This is a genomic window from Mesorhizobium sp. C120A (assembly GCF_030323105.1).
Lineage (GTDB): Bacteria > Pseudomonadota > Alphaproteobacteria > Rhizobiales > Rhizobiaceae > Mesorhizobium.
In genome coordinates this window covers 5,208,860-5,234,525 of record NZ_CP100476.1, presented here as the reverse complement: position 1 = coordinate 5,234,525, position 25,666 = coordinate 5,208,860, and the positions used below count along the sequence as shown (strand labels likewise).

The 25,666-nt window shown below is 62.9% G+C and carries 24 protein-coding genes; 8 read left to right on the top strand and 16 right to left on the bottom strand.

The annotated features are described in order from the left end of the window. Positions 1–16: 16 nt before the first annotated feature. Positions 17–490, top strand: a complete 474-nt coding sequence (greA, locus tag NL532_RS25765) for a transcription elongation factor GreA (RefSeq protein ID WP_023702220.1) — start codon at positions 17–19, stop codon at positions 488–490. A gap of 7 nt (positions 491–497) precedes the next feature. On the opposite strand, the gene NL532_RS25760 is transcribed toward greA, so the two are convergent. The 3 genes from NL532_RS25760 to NL532_RS25750 form a co-directional block, all read right to left on the bottom strand. Further along, positions 498–734, bottom strand: coding sequence for an AbrB/MazE/SpoVT family DNA-binding domain-containing protein (locus tag NL532_RS25760; RefSeq protein ID WP_023702219.1), 237 nt, complete (start codon positions 732–734; stop codon positions 498–500). Between the two features lie 64 nt (positions 735–798). Then, positions 799–2,919 carry a methylmalonyl-CoA mutase gene (gene scpA, locus NL532_RS25755; RefSeq protein WP_023829084.1) on the bottom strand — a complete coding sequence of 707 codons (2,121 nt, stop codon included), beginning with the start codon at positions 2,917–2,919 and terminating at the stop codon, positions 799–801. Next, a complete protein-coding gene (locus NL532_RS25750; RefSeq protein WP_023829083.1) occupies positions 2,916–4,358 on the bottom strand; it encodes a methylmalonyl-CoA mutase subunit beta in 1,443 nt (480 codons plus the stop codon). Before NL532_RS25750 ends, scpA begins: the two co-directional genes overlap by 4 nt. 349 nt (positions 4,359–4,707) lie before the next feature. Between NL532_RS25750 and NL532_RS25745 the strand changes: the two genes are divergently transcribed. Continuing rightward, positions 4,708–6,252: a helicase HerA-like C-terminal domain-containing protein gene (locus NL532_RS25745; RefSeq protein WP_023829082.1), complete on the top strand. Its 1,545-nt coding sequence runs from the start codon at positions 4,708–4,710 to the stop codon at positions 6,250–6,252. A 70-nt stretch (positions 6,253–6,322) separates the two neighbouring features. Then, positions 6,323–7,192, top strand: coding sequence for an aldose 1-epimerase (locus NL532_RS25740; protein WP_023742672.1), 870 nt, complete (start codon positions 6,323–6,325; stop codon positions 7,190–7,192). A gap of 4 nt (positions 7,193–7,196) precedes the next feature. Here NL532_RS25740 and NL532_RS25735 read toward each other — a convergent pair whose 3' ends face one another. From NL532_RS25735 to NL532_RS25695, 10 genes are all read right to left on the bottom strand, one after another. After that, the gene (locus tag NL532_RS25735) at positions 7,197–7,673 is read right to left on the bottom strand and encodes a DUF4189 domain-containing protein (protein ID WP_023684561.1); all 477 of its coding nucleotides are present in this window, start codon (positions 7,671–7,673) and stop codon (positions 7,197–7,199) included. Further along, positions 7,670–8,365 carry a hypothetical protein gene (locus NL532_RS25730; RefSeq protein ID WP_023735546.1) on the bottom strand — a complete coding sequence of 232 codons (696 nt, stop codon included), beginning with the start codon at positions 8,363–8,365 and terminating at the stop codon, positions 7,670–7,672. The genes NL532_RS25735 and NL532_RS25730 overlap by 4 nt, the downstream gene beginning before the upstream one ends. A gap of 13 nt (positions 8,366–8,378) precedes the next feature. Continuing rightward, entirely contained in the window at positions 8,379–8,954 is a 576-nt protein-coding gene (locus NL532_RS25725) for an invasion associated locus B family protein (protein ID WP_023829081.1), read from the bottom strand. A gap of 9 nt (positions 8,955–8,963) precedes the next feature. Then, positions 8,964–12,458, bottom strand: a complete 3,495-nt coding sequence (locus NL532_RS25720) for a YadA-like family protein (RefSeq protein ID WP_502881989.1) — start codon at positions 12,456–12,458, stop codon at positions 8,964–8,966. Between the two features lie 38 nt (positions 12,459–12,496). Further along, positions 12,497–13,912: a hypothetical protein gene (locus NL532_RS32440; RefSeq protein ID WP_502881988.1), complete on the bottom strand. Its 1,416-nt coding sequence runs from the start codon at positions 13,910–13,912 to the stop codon at positions 12,497–12,499. 1 nt (position 13,913) lies between these two features. Next, on the bottom strand, positions 13,914–14,333 hold the full coding sequence (locus NL532_RS25715; RefSeq protein WP_023687221.1) for a hypothetical protein: 420 nt from the start codon (positions 14,331–14,333) through the stop codon (positions 13,914–13,916). A gap of 247 nt (positions 14,334–14,580) precedes the next feature. Further along, a complete protein-coding gene (locus tag NL532_RS25710; RefSeq protein WP_286487595.1) occupies positions 14,581–15,501 on the bottom strand; it encodes a helix-turn-helix domain-containing protein in 921 nt (306 codons plus the stop codon). 809 nt (positions 15,502–16,310) lie between these two features. Then, positions 16,311–16,511, bottom strand: coding sequence for a hypothetical protein (locus tag NL532_RS25705; RefSeq protein WP_023684556.1), 201 nt, complete (start codon positions 16,509–16,511; stop codon positions 16,311–16,313). A 289-nt stretch (positions 16,512–16,800) separates the two neighbouring features. Then, entirely contained in the window at positions 16,801–17,610 is an 810-nt protein-coding gene (locus NL532_RS25700) for a L,D-transpeptidase (protein WP_023692792.1), read from the bottom strand. A gap of 175 nt (positions 17,611–17,785) precedes the next feature. Beyond that, positions 17,786–18,448: a haloacid dehalogenase type II gene (locus NL532_RS25695; protein WP_023743721.1), complete on the bottom strand. Its 663-nt coding sequence runs from the start codon at positions 18,446–18,448 to the stop codon at positions 17,786–17,788. Positions 18,449–18,616: 168 nt separating this feature from the next. Here NL532_RS25695 and NL532_RS25690 point away from each other — a divergent pair, with 168 nt between their 5' ends. From NL532_RS25690 to NL532_RS25675, 4 genes are all read left to right on the top strand, one after another. Further along, positions 18,617–19,495 (top strand): branched-chain amino acid aminotransferase, encoded by an 879-nt coding sequence (locus NL532_RS25690; protein ID WP_023732041.1) that lies wholly within the window; start codon positions 18,617–18,619, stop codon positions 19,493–19,495. A gap of 105 nt (positions 19,496–19,600) precedes the next feature. Then, positions 19,601–20,203: a superoxide dismutase gene (locus NL532_RS25685; RefSeq protein WP_023673687.1), complete on the top strand. Its 603-nt coding sequence runs from the start codon at positions 19,601–19,603 to the stop codon at positions 20,201–20,203. A 159-nt stretch (positions 20,204–20,362) separates the two neighbouring features. Next, positions 20,363–20,800 (top strand): c-type cytochrome, encoded by a 438-nt coding sequence (locus NL532_RS25680; protein WP_023684552.1) that lies wholly within the window; start codon positions 20,363–20,365, stop codon positions 20,798–20,800. 9 nt (positions 20,801–20,809) lie between these two features. After that, complete coding sequence (locus tag NL532_RS25675) at positions 20,810–21,760, top strand: cytochrome c (protein WP_023829079.1); 951 nt, start codon at positions 20,810–20,812, stop codon at positions 21,758–21,760. Positions 21,761–21,780: 20 nt separating this feature from the next. On the opposite strand, the gene NL532_RS25670 is transcribed toward NL532_RS25675, so the two are convergent. The 3 genes from NL532_RS25670 to NL532_RS25660 form a co-directional block, all read right to left on the bottom strand. Further along, the gene (locus tag NL532_RS25670; RefSeq protein ID WP_023673684.1) at positions 21,781–22,170 is read right to left on the bottom strand and encodes an SET domain-containing protein; all 390 of its coding nucleotides are present in this window, start codon (positions 22,168–22,170) and stop codon (positions 21,781–21,783) included. Positions 22,171–22,317: 147 nt separating this feature from the next. Next, positions 22,318–22,944, bottom strand: a complete 627-nt coding sequence (locus NL532_RS25665) for a LysE family translocator (protein ID WP_023754808.1) — start codon at positions 22,942–22,944, stop codon at positions 22,318–22,320. Continuing rightward, positions 22,941–25,088, bottom strand: a complete 2,148-nt coding sequence (locus NL532_RS25660) for a S9 family peptidase (protein WP_023754807.1) — start codon at positions 25,086–25,088, stop codon at positions 22,941–22,943. The genes NL532_RS25665 and NL532_RS25660 overlap by 4 nt, the downstream gene beginning before the upstream one ends. A gap of 114 nt (positions 25,089–25,202) precedes the next feature. Here NL532_RS25660 and NL532_RS25655 point away from each other — a divergent pair, with 114 nt between their 5' ends. Further along, on the top strand, positions 25,203–25,577 hold the full coding sequence (locus NL532_RS25655; protein WP_023702200.1) for an SH3 domain-containing protein: 375 nt from the start codon (positions 25,203–25,205) through the stop codon (positions 25,575–25,577). Positions 25,578–25,666: the final 89 nt, after the last annotated feature.

Below are 25,666 nucleotides of genomic sequence, written 5' to 3'. Positions count from 1 at the left end.
GGCCTAAGTTTATCCGATGAGCAGAGCTTTTACCCGCGAGGAAGACAGCGAAAACGCCATTGCCGGCATCGGCGAGCGGCCGATCAGCCAACACCGCAATCTGGTGACGGAGCGCGGCCTGGCGATGATCGAGGACAATCTGGCCGATCTGCGCGACATTTTGGCGAAAGCCGAGCGAAAAGCCGATCGCGAGCGCATTGCCGTTGTCTCGCGCGACCTGCGCTACTGGACAGCGCGCCGCGAAAGCGCCGAGCTTTCCGTGCCGGAACCGGGCAGCGACCAGGTGCGCTTCGGCATGGGTGTCACGCTGGAAGGCGATGACGGCAAGAGAGTGCACTGGAAGATAGTCGGCGAGGACGAGGCCGACCCCTCAAAGGGCAGCATCTCACACGTCTCGCCAATGGCCGTGGCGCTGTTCGGCAAGAAGGTCGGCGACGTCGCAAGCGTCAACGGCAAAGAATGGGAAATCCTCAAGCTGTCGGACGCCTGACGCCAGCTCACCCTATTTGCACAGCCAGCTTTCGCAACGCGGGCTCATACTTGGCCATGACATCGCGAGCAGCACGTATTTGCCGTTCGACGTCGTCACACGGCACCGGCCTTAGGATGATGCCGTCGTCGGTTTCGATGATCTGGAGTTCATCGCCCACTTGCAGGCTCAAGCTGTCGAGCGTTTCCCGCGGCAGGATTACAACGCCCGATCCGTCCTCAAGTCCGTGAATGATGGTGTTCATAGCTATACCATAGGTTGCGCCCGATATTGCAACGCAACTTTGATAAGCAGTGCAACTGTTTCAATCAGCCCGCCAGCAGCCGGTCCAGCAACCGATCCGCAGCCTCCGGGATAACCGTCCCTGGCGGGAAGATTTCCGCGGCACCCGCTTCCAGCACTGCGCCGTAATCCTGCGGCGGGATGACGCCGCCGGCGACGATCAGCATGTCCCTGCGGCCGAGCTTCTTCAGCGCGTCGCGTAGTTCGGGGATCAGCGTCAGGTGCCCCGCCGCCAGCGATGAGGCGCCGATGACATGGACGTCCTGCGCCACCGCCAGCCTGGCGATCTCGTCGGGTGTCTGGAACATCGCGCCGACCGTCACGTCGAAGCCGAGATCGGCGAAGGCCGTGGCGATCACCTTCTGGCCACGGTCGTGGCCGTCCTGTCCCATCTTTGCGACCAGGATGCGCGGCTTGCCGCCGGACTTCTTCTCGAAAGCTTCGAGCTTCTCCAGCAATCGGTCGACCGTCAGATTGTCGCCAAGCGCATTGCGATAAACGCCGGAGATCGTTTGCACCGAGGCGACGTGACGGCCAAAGACCTTTTCGAGCGCCAGCGAGATCTCGCCGACCGTGGCATTGGCGCGCGCGGCGCGGATGGCAAATTCCAGCAGGTTTTCGTTACCCTGCGCAGCGCGGGTCAGCGCATCGAGCGCGCTCTCGACCGCGCCGACATTGCGCGTGCCTTTCAGGTTCTGCAGCTTCGACAATTGCCGGGCCTTGACCTCGGCATTGTCGATCTTCAGCACGTCGACGTCGATGTCGTTCTCGGGGCGATGCGCGTTTACGCCAACCAGTATCTGCTCGCCGGAATCGATACGCGCCTGCGTGCGCGCCGCCGCTTCCTCGATGCGAAGTTTTGGAATGCCCTGTTCGGTTGCTGCCGCCATGCCGCCAAGCGCCTCGACCTCTTCGATATGGGCGAGCGCACGCGCCGCCAGATCGTGCGTCAGCCGTTCGATATAGGCCGAGCCGCCCCACGGATCGATGATGCAGGTGGTGCCGGATTCCTTCTGCAGGATCAACTGCGTGTTGCGGGCGATGCGCGCCGAGTGGTCGGTCGGCAGCGCCATCGCCTCGTCGAAGGAGTTGGTGTGCAGCGACTGGGTATGTCCCTGCGTCGCCGCCATCGCCTCGATCATGGTGCGGGTGATGTTGTTGTAGGGGTCCTGCGCCGTCAGCGACCAGCCGGAGGTCTGGCAATGGGTGCGCAGCGACAGCGAGCGTTCGTCGTTCGGTGCAAAATTCTTCTGCATCAGGGTCGCCCACAACAGGCGCGCCGCGCGGAGCTTGGCGATCTCCATGAAGAAGTTCATGCCGATCGCCCAGAAGAAGGAAAGCCGCGGGGCGAAACGGTCGATATCGAGCCCGGCGGCGACGCCGGCGCGGGCATATTCGATGCCGTCGGCGATGGTGTAGGCGAGCTCCAGGTCCGCGGTCGCGCCGGCCTCCTGCATGTGATAGCCGGAGATCGAGATCGAATTGAACTTCGGCATGTGCTGGGAGGTATAGGAGAAGATGTCAGACACGATCCGCATCGAGGGCTTCGGCGGATAGATGTAGGTGTTGCGGACCATGAACTCCTTCAGAATGTCGTTCTGAATGGTGCCGGCGAGATCCTTCTGAGCAACGCCCTGTTCTTCGGCCGCGACGATATAGAGCGCCATGATCGGCAGCACCGCGCCGTTCATGGTCATCGACACCGTCATCTCGCCCAGCGGAATGCCGTCGAACAATTGCCGCATGTCGAGGATGGAATCGATGGCCACGCCCGCCATGCCGACATCGCCGGCAACGCGCGGATGGTCGCTGTCATAGCCGCGATGGGTGGGCAGATCGAAAGCGACCGAAAGGCCCTTTTGGCCGGCGGCGAGATTGCGCCGGTAGAAGGCGTTGGATTCCTCGGCCGTCGAGAAGCCGGCATATTGCCGGATCGTCCACGGCTGCTGGACATACATGGTCGGGTAGGGACCGCGCACGAAGGGCGGCATTCCCGGATAGGTGTCGAGATGCGGCAGCCCCTTGAGATCGCCCTGGCTGTAGAGATGCTTGACGGCAATACCTTCCGGCGTCAGCCGCTGGCCCTTGACCTCGACCGGCGCGCGCCGTGGCGCCGACCAGCCAATGTGGCTGAAATCCGGGATCACTGTGCGGCTCCGATTGCCTGGTCGATGCGGACCGGAAACAGCGCCTCGCACACCGCCACGCCCTCTGTGAAAGGCGGCCGCCGCTCAGCCGCCAGCGTCTCGACCGGGGCATCGTTTTTCAGCGGGTAAAGCGTGGTGCCGATGATTACCCGTTCACCCGACCGGTAGGCCTCGGCGCGGCGCTCGGATGCTGCCGTGACGCGCTTCTGGATATGCCCTTGCTGCAGGCTTGCCAGAACGCCGCCTTCCGCTTCGATCCGCTGGAACTCTTCCCACGCCGCTTCGCACAGGCCCAGGGTCAGCGCCTCGACTGCGCCCGACCCCAAGGCTGGGTCGGCGACATGGTCGACATGGCTTTCATTGGCCATGATCAACTGCGCATTGCGGGCGATGCGGCGGGCAAAGCCGGCCGGCAGCCCGTGGGCGATGGTGTGTGGCAGGGTGGAGATCGAGTCCGCGCCGCCTGCTGCCGCTGCAAAGCTGGCAATGGTGGTGCGCAGGATGTTGGTTTCGGCATCCGCCGCCGTCATCATGCGGAACGACGTCTCGGCATGGATGTTGGCTGTCGATGCCGGGATGGAACAGGTTTCCTGGATACGTGCCCACAGCCTGCGCAAGGCCCGGACCTTGGCCATGGACAGGAACTGGTTCTGGTCGACGCTCAGCGCAAAGCCGATATGGGGAGCGGCATAGACAAGCGGCTGGCGCGCATCCTCGAACATCCTGAGGTAGGACACGGCGGAAGCGAGCATGGTGCCGAGTTCCTGCGCCTCCGTGGCGCCGGCATTGTGGAACACCCGCCCGTCTGCCTCCAGCAGCACACCCGGCACGCCCAGCGAGAAGAAATGCGCCAGCGATTGCGGCATCGATGCCTGCAACGCCTCGATCGACATGCGCAGCCGGCCGGTTCCGGCAAAGATTGCCGCCGGGTCGATGCCGAAGGAGAGGTTCAGCTTTGCCGGGTCGGAGCGGCGCTTGCTCAGGAACGCTACCAGCCAGTCGGCAACGGCACGGCTCCAGGGATGGGCGTCGATGCGGATCTGCGTGCGGTTTAGCGGTACGCCGTCCAGCACCGTCTCCAGCGCCTGCGCCGTCCTCGGCAGGCCATAGCCGAACGCATTCGGAGCACCCTCGAAGACAAGCGACAATCCCGTCGCGCCTTGTGCCACATCGTCCAGGGCCTGCGTCTTGGCGCGGCCGATATCGGGATCGTCAATGCGCTGGCTGACAATCCAGGGCAATTTGGGGTTGGCGCGCACAAGCGGCTCGGCGCCGCCGGCGCGATCGTAGAGCGGTTCGATGCGAATCTGATCGTCGGTATGCGAGACCAGTTTTTCCTCGAAGGAGGCGCCGGCGAGCGCCTTTTCGGCCAAGGCCAGCCAACGCTGGCGCTCGACGTCAGCGGGTTCGATGCTCCTGGTCAAGGCTCCGGCGCCCATCCATGTTCCTCGTTTTTATGCGGCCGCACCAGCGTCAGCCGTCCAGTCTACGGTTCCCTGCCAGATATCGCAATGCAATGCGCTTGCGCGGTTGGGATTCGCTTCCCTGACATAGGGCAGCCTGCGTGGACGAACCATGGAACGATTGCCAAACAGCGGCAAAATCCGCAAGTTCCAAAAACCGATTTGGAGGATTGGTTCAATTTAGACGATTGGCCCAATCTGGATGAATAGCCAACTGGATGGATAGCCCAATTGGAGAATAGCATTGTCGCTGCGCAATGGCCTGACTATACCCTGCGGCACGGCCACAGGCTTTTAACACATCAGTTTGCGGAGACATGGTCATATGGCTGACGACACCAGCATTTTCCTCGGCGCCAGCCGCAAGCCCGACGACAGCTATCAGCGCGCCGAACAGCTCTTGCTGCAATATGGGAACCGCCATGGCCTGATCACCGGCGCCACCGGCACCGGCAAGACAGTCAGCCTGCAGATCCTGGCCGAGGGGTTTTCCAATGCCGGCGTGCCTGTGTTCTGCGCCGATATCAAGGGCGACCTGTCCGGCATTGCCATGATGGGCAAGGCGCAGGATTTCCTGGTCAAGCGGGCCGAGCAGGTCAAGCTCGACCCTTACGACTTCCAGGAATTCCCGGTCATCTTCTGGGACCTGTTCGGCGAGCAGGGCCATCCGATCCGCGCCACCGTCTCGGAAATGGGGCCGCTGCTTCTGTCGCGGCTGATGAACCTCTCCGAAGCGCAGGAAGGCATCATGAACATCGCCTTCCGCATCGCCGATGAGGATGGCCTGCTGCTGCTCGACATGAAGGATCTGCAAGCGCTGCTGGCCAACATCGCAGCGCGCGCCGAAGAGATCAGCTCGCGCTACGGCAATGTCACCAAGCCGTCGGTCGGCGCAATCCAGCGCACGCTTCTGGTGCTGGAACAGCAGGGCGCGGCGCATTTCTTCGGCGAACCGGCTTTGCGCATCGCCGACATCATGCGCACCACCCGCGACGGCCGCGGCGCCATCAGCGTGCTCGCTGCCGACAGGCTGATGATGAACCCCAGGCTCTACGCCACCTTCCTGCTCTGGCTGATGTCGGAACTGTTCGAGCAATTGCCCGAGGTCGGCGATCCCGAAAAGCCGAAGCTGGTGTTCTTCTTCGACGAGGCGCATCTGCTTTTCGACGAGGCGCCGAAGGTGCTGATCGACCGCGTCGAGCAGGTGGTTCGCTTGATCCGTTCGAAAGGCGTCGGCGTCTATTTCGTCACGCAGAACCCTTTGGACATCCCTGAAAAGGTTCTCGCCCAGCTCGGCAACCGTGTGCAGCACGCGCTGCGCGCCTATACGCCGCGTGAGCAGCAGGCGGTCAAGACCGCCGCCGACACCTTCCGGCCCAATCCCGATTTCGACTGCGCCACCGCCATCACCCAGCTCGGCACCGGCGAGGCGCTGGTCTCGACGCTGGAGGTCAAGGGCGTGCCGTCCATGGTGCAGCGGACATTGATCCGGCCGCCGTCGTCCAGGCTTGGCCCGATCACGGCGGACGAGCGCCGCAAGCTGATCGACCAGAGCCCGGTCGCCGGCCAGTACGACCAGACCATCGACCGCGAATCGGCCTTCGAGATGCTGCAGAAGAAAGCCAAGGATGCGCAGGACGAGCAGGCGCAGCAGACCGACAGCGGGCGCTCGCGCTGGACCATTCCGGGCTTCGGCAATGACGATCCGCCGCCGCAGCAATCAGGCGATCGCCGGGCCCCTGCACCACGGCCGTCCAACCGCCACACGGTGGCCGAAGCCGCGATCAAAGCGGTGGTGCGCTCGGTCGGCTCGTCGGTCGGCCGCGCGATCGTGCGCGGGATTCTGGGCAGCCTGTCCAGGGGGCGGTGAAAAGTGTCAGCCAGCCCGCCTCGGACATGATCAGCGGCCAAAATATCGCTATTGACGGCGGTTGGTAGGGATGGCCGGCCTCCTGGAACTGCGCGACGACAGCGCCCGTCTGGTCCTGGCGCCGCAAAAGGGCGCGGCGATCGCCCGCTTCGACGCACTGGTCTGCGGCGCAACGGTGCCGCTGCTCCGCCCCGACGATGGCACCGGCGCCTCCGGCTGCCAGCTTCTGGTTCCCTGGTCGAACCGCATCTCAGGCGGCGGTTTCGCCTTCGACGGCCGCTTCCATGCGATCGAGCCGAACGTGCCGGGGGAGGCCTTTCCAATCCATGGCGACGGCTTCCAGAGGGAGTGGCGGATTGCCAGCCACAGCGCCACCGAGGCAGAACTGGTCCTCGACGCCGGTGAAATCGGCCCCTACCGATATACGGCGCGGGTCGCCTATGCGCTGCATGACGGGGCCTTGGATGCCACGCTCACGGTGGAGAATCGCACCGGCATTCGCCTGCCTTACGGGCTCGGCTTTCATCCGTGGTTCCCGCGCAGCGCCGGAACGACGCTCGAGGCGAAGGCGGCGCGGGTCTGGCTGGAGGACAAGCATCATCTGCCGGTCGGCGTGGCGCCGGTGGCCGATTACCCCGCGTGGAATTTCTCGAACGCCTCCCTGTTGCCGCGGAGCTGGGTCAACAACGCCTTCGACGGCTGGGACCGCCGCGCCAGGATCACCCGGCCCGAGGACAGGATCGCTATCTCGCTCACCGCCTCGCCATTGCTCGACGTCTTCATCCTCTATTCGCCGTCACAGGATGCCGATTTCTTCTGCTTCGAGCCGGTGTCGCATACCGTCGATGCGCATCACGGCAAAGGGCTGACCCCGCTTGAGCACGGCGCTACGCTGAGTGCAAACATGCGCCTCGATTGGCGTTCCGCTGCTTCGCTCTGATGCGTCATGTGCACACCCACTCGCGGATCTTGCATTTTTGTCCGTTCCGCTCGCACGCCTGCAGTGTCAGGTCTTCGGCATCCCGGCGTGTTTGCGCCGTCTCGGCGCCCCAACTGGTCAGCCGCCCTTCCGGCTTCTCGCCTACGGCGAGGGCGCCGCAATGCTTGTAGGGAAAGCCGGTATTGTCGTCATCGTCCCAATGGCGATGATTGCGGAATACGCTGACCACGGCGCAGCTGCCGCCGCCGGCGTTCTGGCAATGCTTCAGCGCGATGTCCATCGCCTCCTGCCGCTTGTCGGCGCCCCAAAAGAAGCCGTGCTTCTCGTCGGGGCTCGAATAGGCGATCGCCGCCCAGATGCCTCTCTCCTCCTGGGCCGGCGGCTCGGGCACGTCCGCCGCCGGGGCTAGGTCCGCCGCGCCCAGCCGCCCGGCGCAAAGCAACAGCATGCCGACCGCCGCAATAGCGGAATTAACCCTCATTGTACGCCTCCTTGTTTTCCTGCTGCCGAGGCCACGGAAATGACGACGCAGCTGTTGCCGGTTGGCAGCAGCATCGCGTTGCCCCCTCCATTGGCCAGTTCATAGACGCTGATTTGTCCAAGATTGTTGGCGAGCTTGCTGTCTTTCGGAAGCAGGGCCGGAACATCGGCGCAATTGGCCGCGAATGGCGCCACCCTGACCATCGTACCTTCGCAAACGGATGCGGTGGGTGCCGCGAACACCAGACCTGCCGCCGGGCCGCTGTAGCCCTGTGTGGCGTAGTTCATGCCGACCAGGGCTTCCACGAGGTGTTTGTCGGGGGCCTCGTTGTTCCAGATCGACTGGACGCTGTACGTCGTGCCGGTTGTCAGCATCTGCCCAAGGGCTGGGAAAATGTTGGAACAAGACTGCAAGCCTGCCTCTTTGGCGTGTTGCAGAAATGGCGTCTCGGCCAGGGCCGGATTGGGCTGGTTGGTCTCCGCGACCGCCGGCTGCGGCAATAAATTGTGGAGCAGGTCGTAGCGCATGGCCGCGAAGCCGGCCGTGGCGACGACGGCAATGGCGAGCAACGAGAAGACAGCGGTCCTCGCGCGATTTCGTTGCGGTCTGCTCCGGTCTTCGATGCCGACCCGGACAGCATCCTTTCCCTGGTTGCGGGCCATTATCCGGTCATGGATCGATTGCTGGTTCATCGCGATTGCCTCGTCAATTGATCGCCGCAACGGCCGCGGCCAAGCCCTTGAGGGTCGCGGTTACGTTGATCGTTCTGCCATCCGTGGTCGGAAAGGAGATGACGGATGCCGCGGCCTTCGAAATCTGTTCGCGCATGATCGGACCAACCGGCAGCATGCCGACGCAGACGGCCTGATTGCATCCGTCGAGTTGAATTTTTATCGGCTCCTTGCGCCCCTCGAATGTCAGCGAGACAGGAGCGTCGCTCTTGGCGATCGGCGGGGCGCGCAAGATCATGTAGGGGTTGCCTTCCTTGGTGGCGGCAAGCGACCAGCTGAACGCAACCTGTCCTGCCTGGTCCTCGATGATCTGGGTGACATTGCAGACCTTTTGGCGCGCCTTCAGGTTCTCGTCGCAGATCAGCGTCCAGTTCTCGAAAGGACGGGTGGTCCGTTGATATTCGCCAAGCTTCGCATCCGCAGGGATCGCTACGTCGGAAGGTTTTACCCTGTAGCCGGAAGGGATCGCTTCCTGCCCGGCCGCTAACGAGCCGGACAGGAGCATTGACGTCATGGATATCGCGACAGCAAGGACTGCCTGCCTGATCATGGCCGGGCTCTAGTTCAGCGTAAGGCTGACGCCCGCGCCGACACCCCAGTGTCCGCCTGCCGTCGTACCGGACAGGTTCGCTCGAACACGTCCTTCCTCGCTGGTGTAGCCGGCGCCGAAGGCCAGGGCGCCTTCACCGCGCCAATAGCCTCCGCCGGCGGCCACGCTCAGCTTGCCGGGACGATCGTCGTAGCGCAGCGAGCCGGCCGCCAAGCCGATTGCCGCAGCCTGGCGCGCCTCGCCCCTGACCTCTCCCATGTCCATGTTGAGCTGGCTGAGTTTGGAGTCCGCATACGCATTGGCTTGCTGCAGCGTGGTGGCCGCCACCTGGTTGGTGTAGTTCTTCGAATTGTCCAGGTTGAGTGCTAACCCGCTGTTGAACTGCTGAACATTGACCGCATCGGTGTTGGCAACGCCCGGCCCGACATTGTGGATGACCACCGGCGTGTTCGGGTCGCCGCCGGCAAGGGTAATCGAGTTGGACTTGTTGCCGTTCCCGTCCTTGTCGTACTGGACGGCGAACTGATTCAGGTCGCCGACGCTACCCTGCATGGCTTCGACCGCCTGGTTGGTGGCGAAGAGCTGGCTGCCGTTGATGGCGTCGGTGGAGGTGCCGCTGATCCGGCCCGCCGCGACATTGGTGACGGTGCGCTCGTTGCCGACGGTGCCGACGCTGACCGTGCTCGTCGGAGCTGTTCCGGCGAAGGTATAGGCAACGCCGTTGATCGTTGTGCCGGTGGTGGCGACCGCCGCCGCCGTCGTCGAGCCCGCGCCGAGCGCGACGCTGCCCGGCTCGTTGGCCTTTGCGCCGGCGCCGAGCGCCACCGCCTGCGCTCCGTTGGTGGTCGCGTTGGTGCCGAGGGCGATGCTGTCGGCCTGGTTGACCGTCGAATTCTGGCCGATCGCGATGCCTCCCGGCGCCGTCTGCTGCACGATGGCGCCATTGCCGATGCCGATGCCGTTGTCGCCATTGACGGTGGTGCGCGGACCGACCGCAACCGAATCGACGCCGACCGCAAGCGAATCCGCGGCCGTCGAATTGGCGTGGAAGTACAGGCTCCCCGTCACCGCGAACGAGCTCAGCGCGCCCTTCAACTGGCGAAGCGTGACCGCGTCCTGGTCCTGCGTCCCGTCGGCCACGTTGATGATCTGGCGATAGGAGGTGGAGGTGCCGACCGAGACGGCGCCGAGCAGGCTCATGTCCGCGGTGTTGTAGGGAATGAGGCCGGTGCCGGAGAGGATCGATCCCGATACGGGCGCGACCGCCCGATCCGAAACCGAGCCGGCGCCGAGCGCCACGCCGCCGATGACGCTGGCCTGGGTGTCGCGGCCGAGCGCCAGCGCATTGTCGGCGCTCGCGGTCGCCTGGTAGCCCAGGGCGGAAGAGCCGATCCCTTGCGCGAAGGAGTCCGCGACGGCAAGCGTCCTGTCGTTGGTGCGCACATAGCGGATGCCGTCGCCATTGGCGTCGGTGTAGGCCAGCGAGGTGTCGCCGGTAATAGTGCTGATCGAATTGCCGAGATTGGTGATGTCAGCAGTATTGGCGGCGATATCGGTGGTGTTCTGCGTCACCTGTTGGTTGGTCGCAAACAGCTGCGAGCCGTTGACCGCATCGGTCGAGGAGCCGCTCAACTGCCCGGCCGCGACATTCTGGATCTGGCGTTCCGCGCCCACCGAGCCGACCGAAAACGCTCCCGCCGGCGTGGTTCCGGCGAAGGTGTAGGCAACGCCGCCGATCGTGGTGCCGCCGACCGCCGTGGTCGCGGTCGACACCGCATTCGCGCCGATCGCCACGTCGCCGGCATTGTTGGCCACGGCATTCGGGCCGATGGCAACGGAATCCGTCCCCAGCGCCTGCGAATCCGCCAGCGTCGAATTGGCGTGGAAATACTTGATGCCGCCGCCCGTGCTGATGCTGTTGATCGTGTTGCCGAGATTGGTGATGTCGGCGGTGTTGGCGGCGATGTCGGTCGTATTCTGCGTCACCTGCTGGTTGGTGGCGAAGAGCTGCGAGCCGTTGATCGCGTCGGTCGACGAATTGCTGAGCCGGCCCGCCGCGACATTGGTGATGGTGCGTTCCGCGCCGACCGCGCCGACGCTGACGGTGCTTGCCGGCGTCGTGCCGGCGAAGTTGTAGGCGACGCCGCCGATCGTCGTGCCGGCGGTGCCGACCGCCGCGGCGGTTACCGAGCCCGAGCCGAGCGCCACGTCGCCGGCGTTGCTGGCGTTGGCGAGGGCGCCCAGCGCGATTGCATTCTGGGCGCCGGCATTCGCTCCTACGCCGAGAGCGGTCGCTTGAAAGGCGGTTGCAAACGCGTTCTGGCCGATCGCGGTGCTGGACGTGGCTGTGGCATTGGCGTTGGCGCCGACGGCGGTGCTGTATTGGCCCGAGGCCTTGGAGATGTATCCCATCGCCGTTGCGTCAAGCGCCGATGCGACGGCGCCGCTGCCGAAGGCCGAGGCGTTGGCGTCGGAGGCGCTCGAATTGGTGCCGGCCGCGATGGCGTTCGTCCCCGTCGCGGTGGAGACCGGTCCGATGGCGACGGAGTCCGTGCCCGTTGCAGACGAGTCCGCCGCCGTCGAATTGGCGTGGAAATACTTGATGCCGCCGCCGGTGCTGATGCTGTTGATCGTGTTGCCGAGATTGGTGATGTCGGCGGTGTTGGCGGCGATGGCCGTCGTGTTCTGCGTCACCTGCTGGTTGGTGGCGAAGAGCTGCGAGCCATTGATGGCGTCGGTCGACGAATTGCTGAGCCGGCCCGCCGCGACATTGGTGATGGTCCGCTCCGCGCCGAGCGCGCCGACGCTGACAGTGCTCGTCGGCGTCGTGCCGGCGAAGCTGTAGGCCGTGCCGCCGATCGTCGCGCCGCTGGTGCCGACCGCCGTCGCGGTCACCGAGCCCGAACCGAGCGCTACGTCGCCGGAGCTTGCCGTCGCCGTCGCGCCGTTGCCCAGCGCGACATTGCCGGCAAGGCCGGCTGCACCCGCCGTCGAGCCATTGCCCAGCGCCACGGAGCCTTGCCCGACGGCCTTGTTGTTGTTGCCGATGGCAACCGCGCCTGCGGCCTGGTTTGCGGCTGTGGCGGTTGCCGTGCCGTCGCTGTTGGCGATGTTGTTGGCGCCGCCGGTGAAGGCGCCGGTGCCGCTGGCATAGCTCGGATCGCCGATGGAGACCGCGCCGTTGCCGTAAGCCGTGTTGCCCGAACCGATGGAGACGGCCTTGCCGCCGGTTGCCACCGCATTGGTGCCCATGGCGACCGCTTCGGCCGAATCCGCCTTGGCGTTGTTGCCCACGGCGATGGCGCTCGTGGCGCTGGCGGTGGAGAGGGCGCCCAGCGCAACCGCATTCTGGGCGCCGGCATTCGCTCCTACGCCGAAAGCGGATGCTTGAACGCCGGTTGCAAACGCGTTCTGGCCGATCGCCGTGCTGGACGTGACGGTGGCGTTTGCGTTGGCGCCGACTGCGGTGCTGTATTGGCCCGAGGCCTTGGATATGTACCCCATCGCCGTTGCGTCAAGCGCCGACGCGACGGCCTCACGTCCTACGGCAGCGGAATCGGCGCCGCTGGCGACAGATCCCAGCCTGCGGCTGTCGCATAGTTGTTGCTGGCCGTGGAACTGGTGCCGAGGGCTGTGGAATTGCCTCCCGAAGCAACGGACAAGGTGCCCAAGGCATTGGCGCCTGCCCCGGTGGCACTGGCCTGGACGCCGAGGGCAACGGAATTGACACCGCTCGAGATCGTACCTTGGCCAAGTGCCATCGCTCCGCCTGTACCGGAGGCTGCCGCATTCAGGCCGATTGCGACGCCGTATTGGGTCGACGCACTGGCGTTGCTTCCCATCGCAACGGCATCGGCGGAAGATGCTTTCGCGGCGGTGCCGAGCGCGACGGCAGAAGCGCCGGAAGAGACCGAATTCGTGCCGATCGCGATGCTGTTGGGCAGTGCGGTGTTGGCCTGAACACCCGCCAGTGCGCCGACGCCGAATGCGATGGACTGGTTGCCCCAGGCACTGGCGGTGTTGCCCATCGCCGTTGCGCTCGTTCCGGTCGCTTTGGTCAGGACGCCTATGGCAACGGTGTTTTGCTGATTTGCCGTGACATCCGTACCAAGGGCGATGGCGCCCTGCGAGAGCGCGCCTGATCCCGCGAGGGTGCGCCCGCCAATGTTGATGGAGTTGATGCTGGTCGCGGTCGCCTGGAATCCAATGGCGACGGCATTCTGGTTGCTTGCGACGGCGCTGTTACCTTGGGCAATCGAATCCACGCCGGATGCCGTTGCCCCGAACCCGAGCGCGGTGGCGCGCAATCCGGTCGCCCGGGTAACAGGGCCGATCGCGGTCGAGTTGACTCCGTCGGCACGCGCATTATTGCCAAAAGCGGCCGCGCTTGTGGTTGCAACCGAATTGACGCCAATAGCGCTTGCTGCGTCCCCGTTGGCCTTGGCGTTCCCGCCCACGGCGAGGGCATTGACGCCGGTTGCGCCTGCGAAGACACCTATGCCTATGGAATTGAGGCCATTGACACCCATCGCATAGCCGATGGCGATCGTGCCGTCGCCCGTTGCACTGTTGGAACTGCCCAACGCCACGCTGTTATTGCCATTCGTCGCGGCGCCGTTACCGATGGCGACGGCGTTGCCGCCGGTCGCCGAACCGCCGCCAGCCTGATATTGTGCCTGGGCCGGTGTGGCGAGGCCGAGCGCGGCGATCGCGGCCAGGCCGCCGAGCACGCTGGCCGGGCTCACGCCACAGGCCAGAGCCGAACGCACGCTGGTGCCGCTTCTCAATGTTCCCAGACCCATATTCTTGCGACCGAATCCAAGAACCCGGTGAGCCATGCGCAGCACCGCCATCAGGCGGCGCCGCACCGAGCGGCTGTCGGCCGCGCCCGCGATCCAGTTTCCGACAAAGCTTGAAGAAAGTTCGATCCTTCTCCGCCCCTCGACGCGTTTGGTCATGCTAGTTTTTCCTCGCAATTGCCGAGGCGCTCTGATGTGCCGCACCATTCGCCTCGGTGGCCAAAAAATCTTCGAAATTGCGCGTCTTCTCCCGCAACGAGAGACCGACCTTCGCGCCTTGTTTTTCAATCAGCTGATAGGCGCTCGCGACCCATGGCTGCGTCGGCTCTGGAACCGTATGCAGTGCAGCCTCCGTCCGTTCCGGCGGCAGGCTTACCGCCACCAGCGCGCGGCAGAGATCGAAATGAAATCCCGGATCGCCTTCACCACAAGCCGGAGAGGTCAGTCCAAGCACGAAACAGGCCAGGAGATGGTCGAGTTCCGCAGCGCTGATCCGGCTGGCGTATTGGCGTTGCAGTGCAGCCCAGGCCGCTTCGGCCTTAGGCGCGAAGACCTCGATTTCCGCGAATTGAATGTCCATGGGACAATCCGACATGCTGTATCATCTGGTTGCTCCCCCGCCCCAAATGACTTCCATCGCGACCATGAGCACATTCGCGGTGCAGGTATTTTGGAATAATCCGGAATCTTTGTAGGAAAATCCGGTATTTGGTCCCTGCGCGACGACTGTGACTGCTCTGCCACACAACCTTCGACTATACTGAAGATCAATCGAGGTATCGCCGCGGACAATCATGCGCGCCGCAACAAGCGTTAACGTTGCAGCTTCACCTGCCTGGGGTTCTGTTCCGGTATCTGGACATGGTGACTGTCAAGTGGCTCTGGTCCGAGAATCCACTGAGATGAGCGACTTCCGCAATCGACAGGTCGCTCTCGATGAGAAGTTTTTCGGCGAAATCGAGACGCAGCCGCAGCAGATATTTGTGCGGCGGCTCGCCAAAAGTCTTGGTGAATGCCAGGATGAAATGGCTCGGCGAAAGGCCACAGAGTGCGGCCAACTCGGCCACCGCGATCTTGCTGGAAAAATTTACCTCCAGGAATTCCCGCACCCGCCGGGCGCTGCGGTTCGACAGACCGCCCTTTGGGGCTTGTGGCAACTTTCGCGCTCCTGCGTAGTTCCGAAGCAAATGGACGGCGAACATGGTGACCAACGAATCGACATAGAAGTCGTTTGGAGTTTCCCGATCCGTCAGTTCCGCCTTCAGCAACTGCGCGAGTTGCAGCGCCTGGAAGTCGACGGTCCCGAACGGCGGCGGTTGAAGCTCGGCATGGCCGGTGTCGAATTCACGCGTTGCCAGCTCGAAGAGACTCTCGGGGGTGAGCGCCACGATTACGCTTTCCGTGGTGGATGACCGGGTCACCTTGCCGCCGAGATCGGCTGGGACGATCATGATCATACCGACGTCGCCGTCGTATTCGTGGACTTTGTCGCTGCCCAGCGATGCCGCTATCCCTGGTGAGGGTGCAAGCAGAACCGAAGCGAAATGTTCCGCCGCTTTGAATGTGTGTGATCCCGGCCGATGAACGACATGAGCCGCGCCGCCTCGAAACGTGACCAGGTACCGCCCCGCGCTTTCCGGAATTCCGTCGAAGATGCGACGATCCGCGCGCCGCCGCTCTGTCCCGGCGCTTTCCTGGACGTTGCCTCTATGTTGCATCTTCGTCTCTGCCACTGCTGCGTCGATCAATCCAATCCTGTGCTGTATGGAGGCGCCCAGAATTCACGTTTGCTCCTGGGCGTCCCTTCGAATCCTACAGATGCTGCATTATATTGAAAGAAGAATTTGAGCTCAAATGAAAATTTTACCAGGATTTTGACTATAAATTTACAGGTTTGAATTTTTAGCCAAAGCTTTCTGACCATTTTCCGTCTTTATCTTACCATTTGTGCCTAGTTATTGTGCACAGTGCGCCATCACAATCCAGCGTTGTATTCTGAATATAGATCGCGCGGCCATTGACGGAGCTGGTCGACTATCTGTCATTGCCACGGACGATCCAGCAGCAGTTATCGCCCGAACCATGGCTTCTTTCCCTTGTGCTTCTTCATGGCGGTGGCCAAATGGCCTTGATCCGAAAATCCCGCGAGGTAAGCGACTTCGGCGATGGCGACCCTCCGGGAGCGATCCAGGGCTGCGGACAGAGCATATCCCGCTCCCCCGCATGGTTGCTCTTCTGGGATTGGCATTTTCGGGGATTGTGTCGAGGGCGTGCCGATTGACCCGATCGGCGCCTGCGCTGCGTTTCCTGAACCTCGCCCGCATTTTTCATTCAGCCTTGCCTCAGCCGCTTTGCCAGCCCATCGAAATTCCGTGCCGTGCAAACAGCCAACCCGGAAAACCGGACGGTAATTTGTATCCCCCATAGTCCTGCCCAAAGGCAGCGTAGCGCATCCCGCGGATAGAAAAAACATTGTAAGTGAAGAAAAAAATTCGCGCGAGAAAAACATGGCCTGGTTTGGCCAGCGCTACGGAATTATCCGGCTCACGCAGGCCTGCTAAAGATCGCCTCGGCGTTTCTCGTACAGATCCCAGGACAGCTCGACCATGGCCAGAAGAACGTCTTCCTGGCTCCACCCGGCGGCAACCGCCGCCTCGACAATTCCGCGGACGAGCGGCAGCAATTGGCGCTCGCATTCGGCCGACAGGTTGGCCTCGGCGCCGTCGGCAGGCGGACTATCGAAATCAAATCCCACCATCGGCGTTCCCCCGCCATCAATGATCTAATGAAATGTATGTCTCTGCAATCATACTCCCGTCTAATATACATCAATCGGTAACGAAACACAGCAGCGTCGAGATTGACAGGGCATGGCCGCCCCGATTGCAGCGGCTCCATGGTTCGTCTGGACGTCTTTTTTGGCCTCCTGTTGCCGGCATTGCATATCTTGGATGCGAACCCCAGGCATTCGCGTAAAGCTATCGGGATCCTGGCGAGCTTTGCCGCATGGAGCGGAACCTGCCGCTTCATGGCATCGATGAAGTCGATCAGGTCACCGGGCCGAGCAGGACCGAGCCATCCGGCACCCCGCCATCGATCGGGATGGCTCTGCGGTTTGCGCTCGCCGCCATCGGCTGGCCGATGTCGGACGTCACGATGACCGGGCTCTTCGACGGCACGCGGTCGTAGAGGTCGATGATGTCCTGATTTATCAGGCGCACGCAGCCTGACGAGACGGATTTGCCGATCGAGTTCCATTCCGGCGAGCCATGCAGGCGGTAGAGCGTGTCGACGTTGTCGTGGAACAGGTAGAGCGCGCGGGCGCCGAGCGGGTTCTTGAGGCCGCCGGGCATGCCGCCGTTCTTGGCGCTGTATTCTTCCAGTTCAGGCTGGCGGGCAACCATCTCATCGGGCGGCGTCCATTTCGGCCATTTCTGCTTCCACTGGACGACGGCGTCTCCCGACCATTCGAAGCCGGCGCGGCCGAGGCCGACGCCGTAACGGATCGCCTGGCCGCCTTCGCGCACCAGATAGAGGAAATGGTTGGTCGTATCGACGATGATGGTGCCTGGCCGCTGGCCGGTCGGATCGGGAACGATCTGGCGCAGGAACTGCGGGTCCATCTTCTTGATCGGGATGGCCGGGAGTTCGAACCCGCTGTCGGAAATCGGGCCGTACATCGTCGCATAGTCGCCGAGCGGCGGCTCGTCATAGGTCGGCGGTGGCGGTTCGACCGGCGCCGGCGCCGGTCCGGTGGTGGTGCAGGCGGAGACCGCAATCGAAGCGGCGCCAAGGGCTGCAGCATTCAGAAAGCCGCGACGGCTCAGGCGATAGGGGTCGATTTCGGTCTTCAACATGGTTGCCTTTTTTAAGTCTCGAATCGCAAGAAAGCGTGAATGCCTTCAAGCGGCGCAGTGGTCGGCCTCCCCCAATGCCTGACGCGATAGGCGGTTCCGATTCTGGCCTGAGGGTGGACAAACAAAGGCGAAGCTGTGACCGCCCTGCCACTGTTGCTCGAAGGCAACAGAGTGATCAGCCGCCGGTCAGCAGGCCTTCAAGCGACGGCAGGATCAGCGCCGGCGGGAAATCCCGGTATTCCTCGGGCTGGTTGGCGCGGTTGATCCATACGGTGCGAAAGCCGAATTTGGTGGCGCCGGCGATGTCCCAGCGGTTGGACGACTGGAACGAGACGGCGCCCGGATAGAGCCGCCAGCCCGTCGCCACCATGTCGTAGGTCGACGGGTCGGTCTTGAAGCGCCTGACGGCGTCGACCGAAAAGATATCGTCCAGCACCTGGTCGAGGGCGGCCGACTTGACCGCCGCTTCCAGCATCTCGGGCGAGCCGTTGGACAGGATTGCGAGCTTGGCGCCGGATGCTTTCAGCGCCTTGAGCACGGCCGGCACTTCCGGATAGCAGTCGAGCCGCCAATAGGCTTCGAGCAGCTTGGCCTTCAGTCCCTTGTCGGCGGAGGGAACCTTGCGCAGGGCGAAATCGAGCGCCTGTTCGGTGAGCTGCCAGAAATCGGCATAGCCGCCCATCAGCGTGCGCACCCAGGAATATTCCAGCTGCTTGGCGCGCCAGATTTCCGAAAGCAGCGGGCCGTCGGGGCCGATCTCGCCGTCGTGACGGCGCACGGCGGCGTGCACGTCGAACAACGTGCCATAGGCGTCGAAAACGTAAGCCGCGTAATGCATGGCGACAGTTTTGAGGGCAGGCGGCGCAAGGTGCAAGCATCGATTGTAGTCTTGATCGCTTTCTTGGGGCGCTCTGGCCTCAACAAAAACCGCTCCATGCCGGTTGACGGCGCCGGTCAAAGCATCTTCCAATGCTTGGCACAGGCAGCTTTGAAGCGGAACCGAACAATGACACTGGCGACTGCGGCGCTATCGGCGACATGGACCTTCGTCGACGGCGACTGGTACGAAGGCAACGTCGCCATCCTTGGGCCGCGCAGCCATGCCATGTGGCTCGGCACCAGCGTCTTCGACGGCGCCCGCTGGTTCGAAGGCGTCGCCCCCGATCTCGAACTGCATGCCGCCAGAGTGAACGCCTCGGCGATCGCGCTCGGCCTCACGCCATCGATGAACGTCGACCAGATCGTCGGCCTGACCTGGGACGGGCTGAAGAAGTTCGACGGCAAGACAGCGGTCTACATCAGGCCGATGTACTGGGCCGAGCATGGCGGCTATATGGGCGTGCCGGCCGATCCGGCCTCGACCCGTTTCTGCCTCTGCCTTTACGAATCGCCGATGATCTCGCCGACCGGCTTTTCGATCACCGTGTCGCCGTTCCGGCGGCCGACCATCGAGACCATGCCGACCAATGCCAAGGCCGGCTGCCTCTATCCCAACAATGGCCGCGCCATTCTCGAAGCCAAGGGACGCGGCTTCGACAATGCGCTGGTGCTGGACATGCTGGGCAATGTCGCCGAGACCGGAACCTCGAACATCTTCCTGGTCAAGGACAGCCACGTGTTGACGCCGGCGCCCAACGGCACCTTCCTGTCCGGCATCACCCGCTCGCGCACCATGACGCTGCTTGGCGATTACGGCTTCAAGACCACGGAGAAGATGCTGTCGGTGCGCGACTTTCTTGAAGCCGACGAGATATTTTCGACCGGAAATCATTCCAAGGTCGTGCCGATCACCCGCATCGAGGACCGCGATCTGCAGCCCGGGCCGGTGGCCAAGAAAGCGCGCGACCTTTATTGGGAATGGGCGCATTCGACTTCCGCCGGTTGAGCCGCTAAAAGGCAATTGGCGCTTCATTCCGGAGTTGTTCCAGATCAATGCAGCCCTATCTTAATCCGGTATCCGCACCGGATTTTTCCATGAGGAGTATGACCGATGGCTTTTGAATTGCCCGCCTTGCCCTACGACTACGAGGCCTTGCAGCCTTACATGTCGAAGGAGACGCTGGAGTATCACCACGACAAGCACCACAAGGCTTATGTCGACAACGGCAACAAGCTGGCCGCCGAAGCGGGCCTTGGCGATCTGTCGGTCGAAGAGGTGGTCAAACAGTCGTTCGGCAAGAATGCCGGCCTCTTCAACAACGCAGCCCAGCACTACAACCACATCCATTTCTGGAAGTGGATGAAGAAGGGCGGCGGCGGCAACAAGCTTCCGGGCGCCCTGCAGAAGGCTTTCGACGCCGACCTCGGCGGCTACGACAAGTTCAAGGCCGACTTCATCGCCGCCGGCACCACGCAGTTCGGTTCGGGCTGGGCCTGGGTCTCGGTCAAGGACGGCAAGCTGGCGATATCCAAGACGCCGAACGGCGAGAACCCGCTCGTCCATGGCGCATCGCCGATCCTCGGCGTCGATGTCTGGGAACATTCCTATTACATCGACTACCGCAACGCGCGGCCGAAATATCTCGAGGCCTTCGTCGACAGCCTCATCAACTGGGACCATGTCCTTGAGATGTACGAAGAGGCGAAAGCCTGATCGACCCAGAGAAGCCCCGGTACTCCGGGGCTTTTCTTTCTCAGCTGAAGCAGCAGGCACACAAAATTCGGCGGAATCCGGCCGGCGGACAGGGAATAATCCCGGCCCGCCCTCCGTTAACGGTAGGTCGCGACCCCTCATCATCCTGGAGCCAATTGAATGAGAAAGCTTGTTATCGCCATCTCTATGCTCAGCCTCGCCGCCTCGGCGGCTTTTGCCGACCCGATCCTCGACCGACAGGGACTGATGAAGGAACGAGGCAAGATCGTCGGCGGCCTGTCAAAAATCGCCAAGGGCGAGGCAGACTTCGATGCCGCCGCCGTGCTGACGGCGCTGCAGGCGCTGCAAGTTAATGCCGAGAAGTTCGATGTCGACACGCTGTTCCCGGCCGGCAGCGACAGCGGTGATACCACCGCCTCGCCCAAAATCTGGAAAGACATGGCGGGCTTCAAATCGACCGAAGACAAGTACCTCGCCGACGTCAAGGCCGCAGTCGCCGCCGCACCCGCCGATGTCGATGCGCTGAAGGCGCAGATCGATACGCTCGGCAGTGATTGCGGCACCTGCCACAAGACCTATCGGGTGAAGAAGAGCTGATCCCGGGCAATGCCCTTGTGGAATAAATTTGTCGGCGCCGCCCTTGTCCTGGGCGTCGTCGGTGCCGGCGCCGGCTGGCTGTTGTCGGCGCCGGTCAAGCTCGACACTGACACCCTGGCGCAGCTCGGCCCCGGCGACGCCGCCAGGGGCAAGCGCATTTTCAATGCCGGCGGCTGCACCTCCTGTCACGCCAAGCCGGGCTCGCAAGGCGACGGCCGTTTGCAACTGGTCGGCGGCCTCGAGCTCAAGACGCCGTTCGGCACCTTCGTGCCGCCCAACATCTCACAGGATCCCAAGGACGGCATCGGCGCCTGGACGGTCGAGGACCTTGCCAACGCCATGCTGAAGGGCGTGTCGCCGTCGGGCGAGCATTTCTATCCGGCCTTTCCCTACGCGTCCTACGCCCGGATGAAGCCGGCTGATATTGCCGATCTCTATGCGTTCCTGAAGACGCTGCCGGCGGTCGCCGGCAAGGCGCCCGACAATTCCCTGACTTTCCCCTTCAACATCCGCCGCGGCCTCGGCCTGTGGAAGCGGCTCCATCTCAGCAAAGAGCCGGTGATTGCCTTTGCCGATGGCACGCCTGATCTGGTACTCGCCGGCCGCTATCTGGTCGAGGGGCCCGGCCATTGCGGCGAATGCCACACGCCGCGCGACATCACCGGCGGCACCAGGAGGAGCCAGTGGCTGGCTGGCGCGGCGGCCGCCGAAGGCAGCGGCATCGTGCCGAACATCACATCGGGCGAAGGCGGGCTCGGTGACTGGTCGGAAGCCGACATCGCCAACTATCTCGAAACCGGTTTTACCCCTGATTTCGATTCGGTCGGCGGCGCCATGGTCGACGTGCAGCGCAACATGGCCGAACTGCCGCCGGAAGATCGCGCGGCAATAGCCGCCTATCTCAAGGCGGTGCCGCCGCATCCCAACGGCTACCCGGTGCGCAGCAAGCCGGCCAAGTGATCCCGGCCACAGGTGGCGATCTACAGGTGGCGATCGCCGAGGAAGTCGAAGCCCGTCTCGAAGAAATGGCTGTAATTGCAGGTCAGTTCCTCGCCGGGTGCGATGTCGCGCAAGGCATAGGTTTCCTCGGGCGAGGAGACGTCGCAATTCGGTTCGTCGTCATGGTTCATGTAGCGGGCGTCGTCGGCTTCGAAGACGATGTAGTTCGGATCCCGGCGGTCTGGATAGGAATAACGGTCGAGATAGTTCTTCACCGGGCCGCTCTCGCCTTCATAGGTCTCGACGTCGATGATCCGGTCGAATCTGGGGTCGAGCTTCCAGACCAGCGTGCCCTTGGCAATGTGGTTCCTGGCGAAAACCCCGATGCCCTGGATCGGTGATTTCTCGAGATAGGTGTCGACGAGCAACATAGTGGCCCCTTTTGCGTATGTCATGGTCTGGAAGGTGGCGCGCATTGGGTAGCGCGCAGCCATTGCAAATGCGAGTGAAAATGAGCAGCCTGGAATTCAAAAAGTGACGATCGGCGCGCCTCGACGGGCGCGCCTTTCGCATCGACATCAGCGCTGCTGCAAGGCCAGACGAACGCCTAACGCGCAGTAGATGCCGCCAACCACCTTGCCTTGCCATTTCACCACCGACGGATTGCGGCGCAGGAACGTGCCGAGCCGGCCCGCACTCACGGCAAAGACGACTGTGCTGAAAAGGCCGAGCAGAACAAAGATTATGCCCAGCGTCATCAGCTGGAGCATCACCGATCCGTTTTCAGGCCGCACGAACTGGGGCAGGAAGGCAAGGAAGAAAAGCGCCGTCTTTGGATTAAGCACTTCGGTCAGGACAGCTTGACGAAACGCCTTGCTGGCGGAGATCGCGAGTGCACCGGCAGTAGGATCGGCCGGTATTCTCTCGATGATTGCGCGAAGGCCGAGGTAAACGAGATACGCCGCGCCGATGTATTTTACGACGCTGAACAGCGTTGCCGAAGTGGCGATGATCGCCGAAATGCCGACCATCGCCATGATGGTATGGAACACATCGCCAGCCGCGACGCCCGCGCCCGTCGCGACGCCAACCCTGGTTCCGGAACTCGTCGCTCGCGCGACCGTCAAAAGCGTGGCTGGGCCTGGAATAAACACAAAGCCAAGCACAACCGCTATGTAAGCCGTCAAGGTGGATAGATCGATCATTGCGACGCCTCCGTTGCATTCTCAGCCTTGCCCGTAACCTCGGGTTCGGGCTTGGCCGTAACCTTGAGCGCGAAGGAGTAGGTATAGGCGATCTCCTCCAGCCTTGAAAAGCGGCCGGAGGCGCCGGCATGGCCGGAATCCATGTTGATCTTGAACAGCACCGGATTGTCGCCGCTCTTGCGCTCGCGCAGCCGCGCCACCCATTTGGCCGGCTCCCAATAGGTGACGCGCGGATCGGTGAGGCCGGCCAGCGCCAGGATCGGCGGGTAGTCGTGATCGGCGACATTGTCATAGGGTGAGTAGGCGGCGATCGTTTGGTAATCTTCCGCCGACGCGATCGGGTTGCCCCATTCCGGCCACTCCGGCGGCGTCAGCGGCAAGCTTGCGTCGAGCATCGTGGTCAGCACGTCGACAAAGGGGACCTCGGCAACGATGGCGCCGAAATTTTGCGGCGCCATGTTGGCGATCGCACCCATCAGCATGCCGCCGGCCGAGCCGCCTTGCGCGACGATGCGGTCGTGTTGGGTGTAACGCTCGGCGACGAGATGCTGCGCGACGGCGATGAAATCGGTGAACGTGTTCATCTTGTGCGCCCGCTTGCCGTCGTCATACCAGCCATAGCCCTTGTCCTTGCCGCCGCGGACATGGGCGATGGCAAAGACAAAGCCACGGTCGACCAGCGAGAACCAGTTGGTGTTGAACGCCGCCGGAATGGCAATGCCGTAAGAGCCGTAGCCGTAAAGCAGGCACGGTGCGGAGCCATCGAGCGGCGTGTCGCGGTGGTGCAGCAGCGAGACCGGCACCAGTTCGCCATCGGCGGCCGGCGCCATCAGCCGGCGCGTGACATAATGATCCGGATTGTGACCGGACGGCACTTCCTGGGTCTTCAGCAGCACACGCTCGCGGCTGCGCATATTGTAGTCGAAGACCTGCGCCGGGGTCGTCATCGACGAATAGGTGAAGCGCATGATCTCGGTGTCGTATTCATAGGACCCCGACAGGCCGAGCGAGAACGCCTCTTCGTCGAACGAGATCAGATGCTCCTCGCCGCTGCGGCGATCGCGAACGACGATGCGCGGCAGCCCTTCCTTGCGCTCGAGCCTGACCATATGATCCCTGAAGCCGACCACCGACAGGATCAGCCGGCCTGGCTCGTGCGCCACCAGCTCTTCCCAATTGGCGCGAACCGGGTCATTAGCCGGCGCCGTCATGATCTTGAAGTCCTTGGCGCCGTCGGCATTGGTGAGGACGAAGAAGATGTCGCCGCCTTCTTCCAGATCATATTGCAGGCCAGTCTCGCGCTTTGCCACCAGCTTTGGCTCGGCGAAAGGCTCATCGGCGCGCATCAGGTGATATTCCGAGGTTTCGTGATCGTTGATCCCGATCATGATCCATTCGTTGGAGCGCGTGCCGCCGACATCCATGAAGAAGCCGGGATCGGTTTCCTCATAAATCAGCCGGTCATTAAGGGGGCTGCCGCCGAGCGCGTGGAACAGCACCTTGGACGGGCGATGATTGTCGTCGAGCCTTGTGTAGAAGAAACCGTCATCGGCGGCATTCCAGACGCCGCCACCACTGGTGGCCTCGATCTGGTCGCTCAGTTCCTTGCCGCTGGTGAGATCGCGCACGCGAAGTGTGAAGAATTCAGAGCCCTTGTCGTCGAACGCCCACAACAGCTTGCGGTGATCGGCCGAATGGTCGACGCCGCCGAGGCGGAAATAGGGCTTGCCCTCGGCTTCCGCGTCGCCATCGAGCAGGATCTGCTCATCGCCGCCATCGCGCGGCATGCGGAAATAGCGGGGCTGTTCGCCGCCAAGCTTGAAGGATGAGCCGTAAGCATAGGGGCCATCCTTCATCGGCACCGTCGAATCATCTTCCTTGATGCGCCCCTTCATCTCGCCGAACAGCTGCTTCCGAAGCTCTAGCGTATCGGCCATAAGCACTGCTTGATAGGCGTTTTCGGCTTCGAGATGGGCGCGGATGCGGCCCTCAAGCAGGGAAGGGTCCCTGAACATCGCCTGCCAGTTCTCGGCCCTCAGCCAGGCATAGTCATCTGTGCGGGTAATGCCGTGATGCGTGTCGAAGACGGGGTGTTTCTCGGGGATCGGCGGGCTGGCGGACGGAAAAGCTGAGGTCTTGGTCATTGCGTCTCACTGAAGAAATTACTTGAATGGCAAATGAACACGCCGATCAGCGCGGGTTCAAGGGCCGGGATGTATTGGTTGCGGCGGGCTCGGGAGATGAGCCAAAAGGAGAGGATGATGAATTTCCATATCAACACCGCTGCGGCTCTCGCCGTCGTCGCTTCGACCGTTCTGGCTTTCACCGGCCAGTCTCATGCAACCGCGTTCGCCGCTTGGCAAGTGGCTGGCGTGCCGTTCGGCGACACGCTCAACGTTCGCAAATATCCGTCCGGCACCTCGCAGAAGCAGGCCGCCTATCCCAACGGGACGATCCTGCAGATGACCGGCAAGTGCACCGGCGGCTTGAATCTTCTGGAGATCGCCGGCCAGCCGCACTGGAAACAGAAACAGGCAATTCGCTATCAATGGTGTCAAGTTTGGCACGACCCGGCGCAAAATGGTGGTTTTGTTAGTGGCTGGGTCTATGGAAAATACCTCACGCCGTATTGAATCCGGTCAGACCGAAGATCTTCTTCGGCGGGTTTCGCCAACGCTTTGCAACTTGCGGTTTGGTACGAATCCGACAATCAGCTGCCCAA